Origin of the sequence: Sphaerisporangium rhizosphaerae, from assembly GCF_042665155.1 — a bacterium.
Lineage (GTDB): Bacteria > Actinomycetota > Actinomycetes > Streptosporangiales > Streptosporangiaceae > Sphaerisporangium > Sphaerisporangium rhizosphaerae.
Window position 1 is genome coordinate 50111 of sequence record NZ_JBHTCG010000019.1, and the last position, 13532, is coordinate 63642.

8 protein-coding genes are annotated in these 13532 nt (G+C 71.7%); 7 read left to right on the forward strand and 1 reads right to left on the reverse strand.

What is annotated here, in order from left to right; genetic code table 11:
• Positions 1-9 precede the first annotated feature (9 nt).
• The 4 genes from gatC (at position 10) to ACFQSB_RS25100 (ending at position 5992) form a co-directional block, all read left to right on the forward strand.
• Complete coding sequence (gatC, locus tag ACFQSB_RS25085; RefSeq protein ID WP_354847287.1) at positions 10-309, forward strand: Asp-tRNA(Asn)/Glu-tRNA(Gln) amidotransferase subunit GatC; 300 nt, start codon at positions 10-12, stop codon at positions 307-309.
• Positions 306-1796, forward strand: a complete 1491-nt coding sequence (gatA, locus tag ACFQSB_RS25090) for an Asp-tRNA(Asn)/Glu-tRNA(Gln) amidotransferase subunit GatA (protein ID WP_380829433.1) — start codon at positions 306-308, stop codon at positions 1794-1796. Before gatC ends, gatA begins: the two co-directional genes overlap by 4 nt.
• The gene (gene gatB, locus ACFQSB_RS25095; protein WP_380829434.1) at positions 1793-3301 is read left to right on the forward strand and encodes an Asp-tRNA(Asn)/Glu-tRNA(Gln) amidotransferase subunit GatB; all 1509 of its coding nucleotides are present in this window, start codon (positions 1793-1795) and stop codon (positions 3299-3301) included. The genes gatA and gatB overlap by 4 nt, the downstream gene beginning before the upstream one ends.
• A gap of 231 nt (positions 3302-3532) precedes the next feature.
• On the forward strand, positions 3533-5992 hold the full coding sequence (locus ACFQSB_RS25100; RefSeq protein ID WP_380829435.1) for a VanW family protein: 2460 nt from the start codon (positions 3533-3535) through the stop codon (positions 5990-5992).
• A gap of 183 nt (positions 5993-6175) precedes the next feature.
• On the opposite strand, the gene ACFQSB_RS25105 is transcribed toward ACFQSB_RS25100, so the two are convergent.
• Positions 6176-7321 carry a PQQ-dependent sugar dehydrogenase gene (locus ACFQSB_RS25105; protein ID WP_380829436.1) on the reverse strand — a complete coding sequence of 382 codons (1146 nt, stop codon included), beginning with the start codon at positions 7319-7321 and terminating at the stop codon, positions 6176-6178.
• 380 nt (positions 7322-7701) lie between these two features.
• Here ACFQSB_RS25105 and ACFQSB_RS25110 point away from each other — a divergent pair, with 380 nt between their 5' ends.
• From ACFQSB_RS25110 to ACFQSB_RS25120, 3 genes are all read left to right on the forward strand, one after another.
• Entirely contained in the window at positions 7702-8571 is an 870-nt protein-coding gene (locus tag ACFQSB_RS25110) for a 2-hydroxyacid dehydrogenase (RefSeq protein ID WP_380829437.1), read from the forward strand.
• A 254-nt stretch (positions 8572-8825) separates the two neighbouring features.
• Positions 8826-11468: an EAL domain-containing protein gene (locus ACFQSB_RS25115; RefSeq protein WP_380829438.1), complete on the forward strand. Its 2643-nt coding sequence runs from the start codon at positions 8826-8828 to the stop codon at positions 11466-11468.
• 183 nt (positions 11469-11651) lie between these two features.
• A complete protein-coding gene (locus ACFQSB_RS25120) occupies positions 11652-13490 on the forward strand; it encodes an acetolactate synthase large subunit (RefSeq protein WP_380829492.1) in 1839 nt (612 codons plus the stop codon).
• The last annotated feature ends 42 nt before the right edge of the window (positions 13491-13532 follow it).

A 13532-nucleotide genomic window follows, 5' to 3' on the forward strand; every position in this document is an offset into this window, starting at 1 on the left:
TAACGACTCATGTCCGCCATAACCCGCGACGAGGTCGCGCACCTCGCCCGGCTGTCCCGGCTGGCGCTGTCCGATGACGAGCTCGACCACTACGCCACCCAGCTCGATGACATCATCGGCGCGGTCGCGCGCGTCTCCGAGGTCGCCACCGACGACATCCCGCCGTCGTCGCACGCGTTGCCGCTCACGAACGTCTACCGTCCCGACGAGGTGCGCCGGTGCCTGACCCCCGAGGAGGCCCTGGCGGCCGCCCCGGCGGTCGAGGACGACCGCTTCCGCGTCCCGCGCATCCTCGGGGAGGAGGCATGAGCCTGACCCGCAAGACCGCCGCCGAGCTGGGCGCCCTGATCGCCTCCGGCGAGGTCTCGGCCGTCGAGGTCACCCAGGCCCACCTCGACCGCATCGCCGAGGTCGACCCGCAGGTCAACGCGTTCCTGCACGTGGCGACCGAGTCGGCGCTGGCGCAGGCCCGTTCGGTGGACGAACGCCGCGCCGCCGGCGAGCCCCTCGGGCCGCTCGCGGGCGTGCCGATCGCGCACAAGGACGTCTTCACCACCAAGGACATGCCCACCACGGCCGGGTCCAAGATCCTCGAGGGCTACCGCCCGCCCTACGACGCCACCGTCACCGCGCGGCTGCGCGAGGCGGGCCTGGTCATCCTGGGCAAGACCAACCTCGACGAGTTCGCGATGGGCTCCTCCACCGAGAACTCCGCCTACGGCCCGACGCGCAACCCCTGGGATCTCGGCCGCATCCCCGGCGGCTCCTCGGGCGGCTCCAGCGCGGCCGTCGCCTCCTACCAGGCGCCCCTGTCGACCGGCACCGACACCGGCGGCTCGATCCGCCAGCCGGCGGCCGTCACGGGCATCGTCGGCATGAAGCCCACCTACGGCGGCTCCTCGCGGTACGGGCTGATCGCCTTCGCCTCCTCGCTGGACACCCCCGGCCCGTTCGCGCGCAACGTGCTCGACGCCGCGCTGCTGCACGAGGCCTTCTCCGGCCACGACAGCATGGACTCCACCTCCATCCACGAGGAGGTGCCGCCGGTCGTCGAGGCCGCCCGCCGCGGCGACGTCGCCGGCCTGCGCGTCGGCGTGGTCAAGGAGTTCGGCGGCGAGGGCTACCAGCCGGGCGTGATCGCCCGCTTCCGCGAGGCCGTCGACCTGCTCGAGTCCCTCGGCGCCAAGATCGTCGAGGTCTCCTGTCCGAGCTTCGGCTACGCCCTCCCGGCCTACTATCTGATCGCCCCCTCCGAGTGCTCGTCCAACCTGGCCAGGTTCGACGGCATGCGCTATGGGCTGCGGGTCGGCGACGACGGCACCCGCAGCGCCGAGGACGTCATGGCGCTCACCCGCGCCGCCGGGTTCGGCCCCGAGGTCAAGCGGCGCATCATGCTCGGCACCTACGCGCTGTCCAGCGGGTACTACGACGCCTACTACGGCTCGGCGCAGAAGGTCCGCACGCTCATCGCGCGCGACTTCGAGGCGGCCTTCCACCAGGTGGACGTCCTGGTCTCGCCGACCACGCCCACCACCGCCTTCCCGATCGGCGAGCGCGCCGACGACCCGATGGCGATGTACCTCGCCGACCTGTGCACGATCCCGGCCAACCTGTCGGGCAACGCCGCCATCTCGGTGCCCTGCGGTCTGGCCGACGAGGACGGCATGCCGGTCGGCCTGCAGATCATGGCCCCCGTGCTCGGCGACGACCGTTGCTACCGGGTGGGCGCCGCCGTCGAGAAGGCCTTTGAGGACCGCTGGGGCGGCCCGCTGCTGAAGGAGGCTCCGTCCCTGTGACCACCACCCACTCCGTCATGCCGTTCGACGAGGCGCTGGAGCGTTTCGAGCCGGTGCTGGGCCTTGAGACCCACGTCGAGCTCGGCACGGCGTCGAAGATGTTCTGCGGGTGCTCCACCGCCTTCGGCGCGCCGCCCAACACCCACGTCTGCCCGGTGTGCCTGGCGCTGCCCGGCGCGCTGCCCGTGGCCAACGACAAGGCAATCGAGTCGACGATCCGCATCGGCCTGGCGCTGAACTGCACGATCGCTGAATGGTGCCGCTTCGCCCGGAAGAATTACTTCTATCCGGATATGCCGAAGAACTACCAGATCAGCCAGTACGACGAGCCGCTGTGCGGCAACGGCTACCTCGACGTCGAGGTGGGCGGCGAGACGGTCCGCATCGAGATCGAGCGGGTCCACCTGGAGGAGGACACCGGCAAGTCCACGCACGTGGGCGGCGCGACCGGCCGCATCCACGGCGCCGACTACTCGATCGTCGACTACAACCGCGCGGGCATCCCGCTGGTCGAGATCGTCACCAAGCCCATCCCGGGCACCGAGAAGCTCGCGCCCGAGGTCGCCCGCGCGTACGTCACCGAACTGCGCGAGGTCATGCGCACGCTCGGCGTGTCCGACGTCCGCATGGAGGAAGGCTCCCTGCGGTGCGACGTGAACGTCTCGCTGATGCCGCGCGGCGCCGGCGAGTGGGGCACCCGCACCGAGACCAAGAACGTCAACTCGCTGCGCAGCGTCGAGCGGGCGGTGCGCGGTGAGATCGAGCGGCAGGCGGCGATCCTCGCCGACGGCGGCAAGATCGTCCAGGAGACCCGCCACTTCCACGAGGACACCGGCGCCACCACCTCTGGCCGGTCCAAGGAGGAGGCGCAGGACTACCGCTACTTCCCCGAGCCCGACCTGCTGCCCATCGCGCCGAGCCCGGAGTGGATCGCCGAGCTGCGCGCCGAGCTCCCCGAGCTGCCCACGGCGCGGCGCAGGCGGCTGCAGGCCGAGTGGGGCGTCTCCGACCTGGACATGGCGGCCATGCACAACGCCGACGCCTTCGGCCTGGTCGAGGCGACCGTCAAGGCGGGAGTGCCCGCGGCCGACGCGCGCAAGTGGTGGATGGGCGAGCTGGCGCGGCGCGCCAACGAGTCCGGCACGCCCCTGGCCGAGCTGCCGATCACGCCGGAGCAGATCGCCCGGGTGGTCGAGCTGGTGGCCTCCGGCGCGCTGAACGACAAGCTGGCCCGGCAGGTGCTCGAGGGCGTGCTGGCCGGCGAGGGCTCCCCGGACGAGGTGGTCGAGGCCCGCGGCCTGCGCATCGTCAGCGACGAGGGCGAGCTGTCCTCGATCATCGACCAGGTGCTGTCCGCCAACGCCGACGCGGCCGACAAGGTGCGCTCGGGCAAGATCGCCGCGGTGGGCGCGCTGGTGGGCGGCGTGATGAAGGCCAGCCGCGGCAAGGCGGACGCCGGCCGTGCCCGCGAGCTGATCCTGGAGAAGCTCGGCGTCTCCGAGTAGGCGCCGGGCGCCGAACCGTCCGTCGGTGTGCGTGTGGGTCTCGCGGAAATGGTCCGCGAGACCCGTCCGCCTTATGTGAGGCGAACCTATCTTCCGTACTTAGTACGCTTTTCACCTATAAATCGCTCATACCTGGGACTGGATTCATCCAGCGATGTTGAAGAATTTGTGAGTGGTGTTGGTTTAGGGTGATGCGGGGGATTCGGTACGGAGTGGGAGGAGGACGGAGGCGTGCGGAACGCCGGAGCGTCCATCGACCCGCCTCCCGACCCGTTCGCGGCGGTCCGGCCTGACTCGCCCGTCGCGCTTCCGGCCGACCGGCAACTCGCCAAGGACACCGGCGAGCAGAAGGACCCCGCCGCGGGCCACGCGTCCGCGACGCGCAGGAAGCTGCCGCGCGGGGTCTCACCGCTGCCGCCCGGCGTGTCTCCCGAGATCTTCGTCAACACCCCGCCGCCGTCCGGTGCTCCTTCCAGCCCGCCGGTGACCCTGCCGCCGCCCGCCGGCCCGCCCGAGCCGTGGCCGATGACGGCCGGCGTGCGGGTGCGCCGCCCGGAGGACGAGCCCAAGCCCGAGCCGGCGGACCTGGACGACCCTGAACCGTCCGTGCGGCGGCATGGGCTGCGGCGCGTCCTGCTGGCCGTGGGAGCGCTCACACTCCTCTTCCTGCTCGGCTACGGCGTTCCTGCCACGTTGATCTGGGGGAAGGTGCCGCCGGGAACGCACGTCAAAGACGTGCGCATCGGCGGCATGAACGCCACCCAGGCGCTCGACCGCCTGCACGAGCGGTTCGACGGCAACGACCAGCAGCCCCTCGTCCTCATGCTGGACGGGCGGCGCGTCGGAGTGCTGGACCCGCGCGACGCCGGGCTCACGATCGACGTCGACGCCACGATCGCCGACGCCGAGACCGGCTTCCCCAGCCCCATCGCCGTCTGGCAGTCCTTCACCGGCGAACGCGAGCTGCCGCTGCGCATCTCGCTCAACCAGACCAAGTTCGCCGACCGCCTCCGCCGGATCGCCGCCGACGTCGGCCGTCCCGCCCAGGAGGGCGCGATCGTCTACAACGGCACCACGCCGGAGCTGCGCACCCCCAAGGAAGGGCAGGTCCTGGATGAGGCGGCCACCGCCAAGGCGATCAGGCGGGCGTTCCTGGACGCCCCGTCCCCGGTGCCGCTGTCGGTGGACCTCGTCCAGCCCAAGGCGGGCATCCAGGCCTTCGACGGGGCGCTCGCGGTCGCCCGGCGCGCGGTGGCCGAGCCGATCACGCTGGTCAACGGCGGCAGGCGCGCCCACCTCACCCCCAAGCTGATCGCCGCCCACCTGACCTTCACCCCCGACCAGGCCGGCGTCGTCCGCCCCGTCTTCGACGCGCACAAGGCGGTCGCCGGGCTGGAGACCAAGCTGGTCGGCATGGCCGCGGCGCCTCGCGAGGCCGGGTTCGTCATCGAGAACCAGCGGCCCAAGCTGGTGCACGCCCGCACGGGCAAGGGGGTCGACAGCGCCAAGTTGGCCGACGCGGTGGGCAAGGTGATCACCGTCGGCGGGGCGCGCACCATCCCGGTGTCCCTGGCCATCACCGAGCCCACGCTCAGCGACGCGGAGGCCGTGAGGCTCGGGGTGAAGGAGCAGATCGCGCAGTCCACCACGACCTACCCGTGCTGCGCCGCCAGGGTGACCAACATCCACAAGGCGGCCGACCTGGTGGACGGCATGATCGTGCGGCCGGGGCAGGTCTTCTCGCTGAACGAGGCCATCGGCGACCCGGCCACCCGCGGCTTCGTCCGTGCCCAGTCCGTCGGGGGCGACCGTCTGGTCATCGCGACGGGCGGCGGCATGTCGCAGTTCGCGACGACCCTGTACGACGCGGCCTTCCTCGCCGGGATGGAGGAGGTCGCCCGCACCCCCTATCCGTTCTACGTGACGCGTTACCCGATGGGCCGCGAGGCGTCGGTGAACTACCCCGACGAGGACCTGCGGTGGCGCAACGTCACCGAGTACGGCGTGCTGGTCAAGGCGTCCTACACCGGCACGGCGCTGACGGTGTCGCTGTGGAGCACCAGGAAGTACGACCGCATCGCCATCGAGACCTCGCAGCGCGCCAACCCCGGCCAGCCGGAGACCAGGACCGTCACCGATCCCGACTGCATCCCCATGGAGGGCATCCCCGGCTACACCGTCACGGTCACCCGGGTCTTCCACAAGGACGGCAAGATCGTCAAGAAGGACCGCCCGCGGACGACGGTGTACGAGGCCGCGCCGAAGGTGATCTGCCGGCCGGAGCAGCCGAGCGGTCCCGAACGGCAGAACGACTCCACCGTCCAGTCCGAGCCCTCCGGTCAGGACCTCGACGGCTCGGCCAAGCAGCGCCGCAACGGCGGTAAGAAGCAGTCGGAGCCCAGCACGCCCGTCACCTCCGACAACAACGGCAACGGCAACGGCAACAAGAACACCACGCCGAACGGCAACGCCAACCCGAACGGGAACGGCCGCAGGAACACCACGCCGAACGGCAACGGCAACTCGAACGGCAATGGCAACGGCAACGGCAACTCGAACGGGAACGGCAACTCGAACGGGAACGGGAACGGGAACGGGAACGGGAACGGCAACAACGGGAACGGCCGGTCGAGCGGCAGCGGGAACGACGGCAATGGGCGCGGCGCCGCGGGGACGACCGGAAGCGACTGACGCCGTCAGCGGCATCGTCACCGGCATCGTCGCCAGGAGCGGCTCCGGCCGATGAGGCCGTCCTGACCCGGGCGTCCATCTCGGGCCGACCGGCGCCGGGCTCGGGCCCGTCCCCGCACAGGCCGGACCGGGCTCCGGCCGGGAGAAGCCAGGGCCGGGCTCCGGTCCGCGGAGGGTTCCGGGTCAGCGGAGCGGGATGACCAGGATGCGGTCCTCGCCGCCTGTGGAAGGGGCGTGGCCGTCCTTGTTGCTGGTGCTGACATAAAGCGAGGAGCCGTCGGGGGTGGCGGCCACGGCGCGCAGGCGGCCGTACTTTCCCGTGTAGTGGGCGATGGGCGTGCCCACGCGGCCGATGCCGATCACCGGCACCTGCCACAGCCGCGTCCCACGCAGGGCGGCGATCCACAGGGAGCCCTTCGCGTAGGCCATCCCCGAGGGCGATGCCTCGGCGGGAGACCAGGTGAGCAGCGGGTCGGTGTAACCGTCGCCGCCGCCGAAGCCCTCCACCCCCGGCCAGCCGTAGTTCCCGCCCTTCTTGATCAGATTGACCTCGTCATAGGTGTTCTGGCCGAACTCCGAGGCGTACATGCGCTCGTCCGGGTCCCAGGCGACGCCTTGGACGTTGCGGTGCCCGTAGCTCCAGATCACGTTCTCGAACGGGTTGCCCGGTGCGGGTTTGCCGTCGACGGTCATCCGCAGGATCTTGCCGCCCAGCGTGCCGAGCGCCTGGGCCAGGGGACGCTCGCCGGTCTCGCCGGTCGTGGCGTACAGGTACCCGTCGGGCCCGAACGCGAGCCGCCCGCCGTTGTGGATGGCGCCCTTGGGGATGCCGCTGAGGATCGTCACCGGGTCGCTCAGGCGGTTCTGGTAGCGGTAGCGCACGATGCGGTTCTCGGTGGCGGCCGTGTAGTAGACGAAGACGTAGTGGTCCTGCGCGAACCGGGGGGAGACGGCGACGCCGAGCGAGCCGCCCTCCCCGCTCGGGGACACGCCTTCGATCACCCCGGCTTCGCTCACCTCGCCGGAGGGGGACACGCGCAGCAACCGCGGGGAGCCGCGTTCGGTGACCAGAGCGTCGCCGCCGGGCAGGAAGGCGATGGCCCAGGGCACGGCCAGACCTCCCACGAGCGTGTGAGGGGTGCCGGGCGTCGCCACCTTGGCGGGGGACTCCGTCGCGCCGGAGGGCGGGGCCGCGCCGGAGGACGGAGCCGCGGGCGCGGCGCCGGTCGGCGGGACGGAGGAGCCGTCGCCGTCCGCGCGCTCCGCCTTCCCGGGCGCGCACCCCGCCAGCAGCACGGCGGCGGTCGCGGCGGCGAGCACCCGCCGCACCGCGTGCGCCCTGCTCAGGACCGGCGCGCGGGGCGCCGTCCTCGGGCCGGCCGGTGGGAGCGGGCCGTCGGCCGGCGGGGTCCGGGCGACGGCGGATGCGGGCGGGGTGGGCGAAGAGACGGGCGGGCGGACAGGCGGGGTGGGCGAAGCAACGGGCGGGGGGATGGGCGGGGTGGGCGAAGCAACGGGCGGGGGGATGGGCGGGGTGGGGTGCCGGTGGTCGCGTGCGGTGCCGGCGTGCGGTGATCCGTCGGGCATCAAGAACCTCCTCCGTCACTCCATACTGACGTCCCGCAGGCGAGGTTCCCGCCCCCGGCGGGGGGTCGTTAGGGTTGATGGTCATGAAGATTTGGGCTCCCTCGCAGGCCATCGTCGATGTCTTGACCGATCTGCCGGATGTGGAATGCGTCCTGTACGACGGAGGCGAGCGGCCGCCCGAGAACGCCGAGGACGTCGAGGTGTGGATCCCCCCGCTCATCCCGCCCCGCACGACCGCCGAACTGCTCGGCCGGATGCCCAAGCTGCGCCTGCTGCAGACGGTGACGGCCGGCGTCGAGACCTACCGTCCCCACCTGCCCGACGGCGTGATCCTGTGCAACGCGCGGGGCGTCCACGACGCGGGCACCGCCGAGTGGGCGGTCGGCGCGATGATCTCCGTGCTGCGCGACTTCCCGGCCTTCGCCGGCGCCCAGCAGCGCGGGGAGTGGACCTACCACCACACCGGCGTGCTGGCCGACGCCACCGTGCTCATCATCGGGTACGGCTCGATCGGCCAGGCGCTGGAACGCCGCCTGGACGGGTTCGAGGTGGAGGTCGTGCGCGTCGCGCGCACCGCGCGCGACGGCGTGCACGGCGAGGACGAGCTGCCGCGGTTGCTGCCCGAGGCCGATGTCGTGGTGCTGCTGGTGCCGCAGACCCCGGACACCGCGCGCATGGTGGACGCCGCCTTCCTCGCCATGATGAAGGACGGGGCGGTGCTGGTGAACGCCGCGCGCGGCTCGGTGGTGGACACCGACGCGCTCGTCGCCGAGCTCGGCGCCGGTCGGCTCAGGGCCGCCCTGGACGTGACCGACCCCGAGCCTCTGCCCAAGGACCACCCGCTGTGGACGGCGCCGGGGGTCTTCATCACCCCGCACGTGGCGGGCAGCACCCCGGCGTCGCTGCGGCGGACGCTGAAACTCATGCGATCTCAGATGCTGAGATACCTGTCCGGGGAACCGCTGAACAACGTGATCACGGGGTCGTACTGAACGGCTTGACTCTCGTTTCTGACTCGTAACGATAGGAAAGCAAACCCAAGCCGTGGCTGCCTCGTGACCTCCGATGCGTACGGTGAGTCTCACCGCGCCACCGTTCCTGACAGCGAGCAAGGCGGTTATCAGATCGGTGACGACTGAGCGGTTGTCGCCTCCTCCGCCCCCGGGCGGGCGCGACACTGGCCACGTGACAGGGATGAGCCGCATGGGCGACGACGTTGAACGGCCTTCGTGACCCAAGGGTCCCGTTGACCGCCGCCGCCGGTCTCGGCGCGGTGGGCCTCACGGCTGCCCTCCTCGTCGACGCCGCCGCCGCGACGGTCACCGCGGTGGCCGGGGTGGTGGCCGGCCTCATCGCCGCCGTCTCACTCCTGGTGGCGGCCGCCCGCGTCGCGCCGGGCTGGCGCCACCAGTCGTCCGCCTGGCGCTGGCTCGCCTCCGGCACGGCCGCCTGGCTGGCCGGGGTGGGGGTGCGCCCGCTCGCCGAGGGCACGCCGTTCATGCTGACCTTCGCCGACGTCCTGCTCATCGCGGGCGGGGTGCTGCTCGCGATCGGCTGCGGCCGCACGGCGCGGCGCCGGGCGTACGGCAGGTCGCTGCTCCAGTACGCCACCAGCGCCTACATCAGCGCCGCGTCGCTGTTCACCATCGGCTGGGTCGTGCTTCTGGCTCCGCTGTACGCCAGGTCCGACGAGCCGAGCACGCTCGCCGCGCCCGTGGTCTGCCTGCTGGCGACGTGCGCCGTGGCCCCGGCCGCGCTGGCGTCGCGCTCGGCCGGGCGCCGGGTGGGCCTGGCCGCGCTGGCCGTGCTCGCGACGGTCACCGTGCAGGAATTGGCCACGGCGATGGCTCGCGTGACCGTCGGCGGCGCTCTTCCGCTCGCCGCCGGCCTGGTGGCGCCGATCGCCTATCTGCTGCTGGCCGCCGCCCCGTGGGCGAGCCGACCCCGCACCCGCCCGGTGCGGGCGCCGTCCTCCGCCATCGTGGAGGGGGCGCCGCTCGTCCTGGCCGCCGTCGCCACCGTCGTGCTCCTCGTCCGCGTGATCACCCAGGGCCCCGACCGGCCGGTGGCCGTTCTGCCCTTCGTGGTCGGCTCGGTCGTGGTCGTGCTGCTGGCCAAGGTGTTCGTGCTGGCCGTGGAGACCGCGAGCATGCGCGGCAATCTGGACTCCAGCGAGCGCCGGCTCATCCACCTGGCCGAGAGCGCCGGTGACATGGTCCTGGTCTGCGACAACGACGGCGTCATGCGCGAGATGGGCGCCGGGGTCGAGGCCCTGTACGGCTACCACCCCCGCGATCTGATCGGACGCTCGATCTTCGACTACGTCCACTCCGAGGACGCCCCCGGCGTCCAGGCCGCGTTGAAGTCTTTGACGACCGATGAGGAACCGCCGCTGGAACGGCAGAGCGCGTGCCGGGTCGCCTGCCGCGTCCGCGCCGCCGACGGCACCTGGCGGCCGGCCGAGTCCGTCGCCACCCGTCACCCCAGCGAGGGGGAGGACCTCGTCCTGATCTCCACGCGGGACGTCAGCGACCAGGTGGCACTGCGCAACCAGGTCGCCCACCTCACCTTCCACGACGGGGTGACCGGCCTGCCCAACCGCGCCTACTTCGAGGAGCGCACCCGCGAGGTGCTGGCGCGCAGGGGCGGCGGCACCACGGCGGTGGTGTTCATCGACCTGGACGGCTTCACCGGCGTCAACGACTCGGTGGGGCACGCCGGCGGCGACTACCTGCTGAGCCAGGCCGCCCGGCGGTTGCGCGCGGCCGTCCACTCCGACGACACCCTCGCCCGCTGGGGCGGAGACGAGTTCGCGGTGCTGCTGGAGTCCGGCGGCTCGGGCCCGTCGACCGGCTCGGGCACCGCCGACGCCCAGTCGGCCATCGACCTGGCCGAGCGGCTGGTGCGCGCGGTGTCCTCCGAGCCCTTCCGGGTGGCCGACCGCGACATCGCGCTGACCGCCAGCGTCGGCGTCGCCTTCGCCGAGGACGGCGTCCCGGCCGGCGACCTCATCCGCAACTCCGACGTGGCCACGACCCGGGCCAAGGAGCTCGGCGGCCGCCGCGTCGAGGTGTTCGCCGCCCACATGCACGCCGACGTCGTACGCCGCCTGGAGCTGGCCGCCGACCTTCAGCGGGCGCTGCTGGCCGGCCAGTTCGCCATCGAGTACCAGCCCGTGGTGGACCTGGCGACCTCCCGGGTCACCGCGGTCGAGGCCCTGGTGCGCTGGTGGCGGGGCAGCACCCTCGTCCCGCCGCAGCAGTTCCTGGGCGCCGCCGAGGACACCGGGCTGATCGTCCCGCTCAGCGAGTGGATTTTGCGCGAGGCGTGCCGCGAGGTGGCCGCCTGGCGGGCCTCGTCCTGGGACATCGGGCTGTCGCTCAACCTGTCCAGCCGCCAGATCACCGCGCCGCGGTTCGTCGAGACGGTCGAGGCGGCCCTGGCCGAGAGCGGCCTGCCCGCGAGCGCCCTGACCCTCGAGGTGATCGAGGAGATGCTCGTCGAGGACGCCGACGAGATCATCAGCCGGCTGTCGGAGCTGCGCGCCCTCGGCGTGCGGCTCGCGATCGACGACTTCGGCACCGGGTACGCCTCGCTGGCGTTCCTGCGGCAGCTTCCCGTCGACATGATCAAGATCGACCCGTCGTTCGTGTCCGGTCTGGGACGCGACGAGACGCTGACGCTGCTCACCCGCACCATCGTCCGGCTCGGCCACGACCTCGGCCTCATCGTGGTGGCCGAGGGCATCGAGCGCCCCGAGCAGCTCGAACTGCTCCGTGAGATGGGCTGCACCCGGGGTCAGGGCTACCTGGTCGCCCGCCCCATGGCCGCCCGCGGCGTCGACTCCCTCATGCGCCCCAGCCTGTCTCCTCTCCAGGAGACCGCCTGAGGGGATGGGCAAGCTCATCCCATATTGTGAGACTTGTGTCCGGAGATTTGACACCTGCGACGTGTCAGGGGCTATGGTTGCCGCATGCGTATCACTGGGGACTCGATTGCCGGGCTGCAGCAGCCTCGGCTTGACGGTGTAGTACTTCGCCGGCGCGCGGGTCGCTGACGAAGAGTCCCCAGCCTGCGCGCAGCCCCAGCATCGCCTCTCCGGCGAGCGGGGCATTTTTTATGGCCACAGCCCAGCTCAGCCACGCAAGGAAACGAGCCGATGACCGAAGAGATGACAGGTGCGCAGGCCCTCGTCAGGGCGCTGGAGCAGGTCGGGGTCGACACGGTGTTCGGGATCCCGGGCGGCGCGATCCTGCCCGCCTACGACCCGCTCTACGACTCCACCAAGGTCAGGCACGTCCTCGTACGCCACGAGCAGGGCGCGGGCCACGCCGCCGAGGGGTACGCCCAGGCGACCGGCCGGGTCGGAGTCTGCATGGCGACCAGCGGACCGGGCGCCACGAACCTGGTGACCGCCATCGCCGACGCGTACATGGACTCGGTGCCCATCGTGGCGATCACCGGGCAGGTCGCGGCGCCGCTGATCGGCACGGACGCCTTCCAGGAGGCCGACATCTCCGGCATCACCATGCCGATCACCAAGCACAACTTCCTGGTCACCGACGCCGATGACATTCCCCGCACCATCGCCGAGGCCTTCCACATCGCCTCGACGGGCCGGCCCGGCCCCGTCCTGGTCGACATCTCCAAGGACGCCCTGCAGGCCACCACCGCCTTCTCCTGGCCGCCCGTCATGCGCCTGCCGGGCTACCGCCCGGTGACCCGGCCGCACTCCAAGCAGATCAGAGAGGCCGCGCGCCTCATGGCCGAGGCCAAGCGGCCGGTGCTGTACGTCGGCGGCGGCGTGCACAAGGCCCGCGCCTCGGCCGAGCTGCTGCAACTGGCCGAACTGACCGGCATCCCCGTGATCACCACCCTCATGGCCAGGGGCACCTTCCCCGACAGCCACGACCTGCACCTCGGCATGCCGGGCATGCACGGCACGGTCGCCGCCGTGGGCGCCCTGCAGCGCAGTGACCTGCTCATCGCGCTCGGCACGCGCTTCGACGACCGGGTGACCGGCCGGTTGGACACCTTCGCCCCGCACGCCAAGATCATCCACGCCGACATCGACCCGGCCGAGATCTCCAAGAACCGCCACGCGGACGTCCCGATCGTGGGCGACTGCCGCGAGGTGCTCACCGACCTGCTCGGCGCCATCAAGCACGAGCAGGCCGAGGGCCGCTCCGGCGACTACACCGCCTGGTGGGCGGTGCTCGACGGCTACCGCCAGACCTATCCGCTGGGGTACGACTCGCCGGACGACGGCTCGCTCGCGCCGCAGTACGTCGTCGAGCGGCTCAGCGCTCTGGTCGGGCCGGACGCCTACTACGTGGCCGGCGTCGGCCAGCACCAGATGTGGGCCGCCCAGTTCATCGGCTACGAGAACCCGGGCACGTTCATCAACTCCGGCGGCGCGGGCACGATGGGCTTCGCGGTGCCGGCGGCGATGGGCGCCAAGATGGGGCAGCCCGAGGCCACGGTGTGGGCGATCGACGGCGACGGCTGCTTCCAGATGACCAACCAGGAGCTCGCCACCTGCGCGCTCGAAGGGGTGCCGATCAAGGTGGCCGTGATCAACAACGGCAACCTCGGCATGGTCCGTCAATGGCAGACGCTGTTCTACAACGAGCGCTACTCCAACACCGACCTGCAGTCGCCCCGCCGCATCCCCGACTTCGTGAAGCTGGCCGACGCCTATGGCTGCGTGGGCCTGCGGTGCGAGCGTCCCGAGGACGTCGATGCCACGATCCGCAAGGCGATGGAGATCAACGACGTGCCCGTGGTCATCGACTTCGTCGTGCACCCGGACGCGATGGTGTGGCCCATGGTCGCCGCCGGAACCAGCAACGACGAGATCAAGTTCGCTCGTGACCTGGCTCCCGTGTGGGACAACGAGGAGGAGTCATGAGCGCACGGGCCCACGGACCATCCACCGGTTTCGCAGGAGGGA

Excerpts from the sequence above, each read along its gene's own strand:
- gatC (WP_354847287.1), top strand. The coding sequence starts at position 10 with ATGTCCGCCATAACCCGCGACGAGGTCGCGCACCTCGCCCGGCTGTCC.
- gatA (WP_380829433.1), top strand. The coding sequence starts at position 306 with ATGAGCCTGACCCGCAAGACCGCCGCCGAGCTGGGCGCCCTGATCGCC.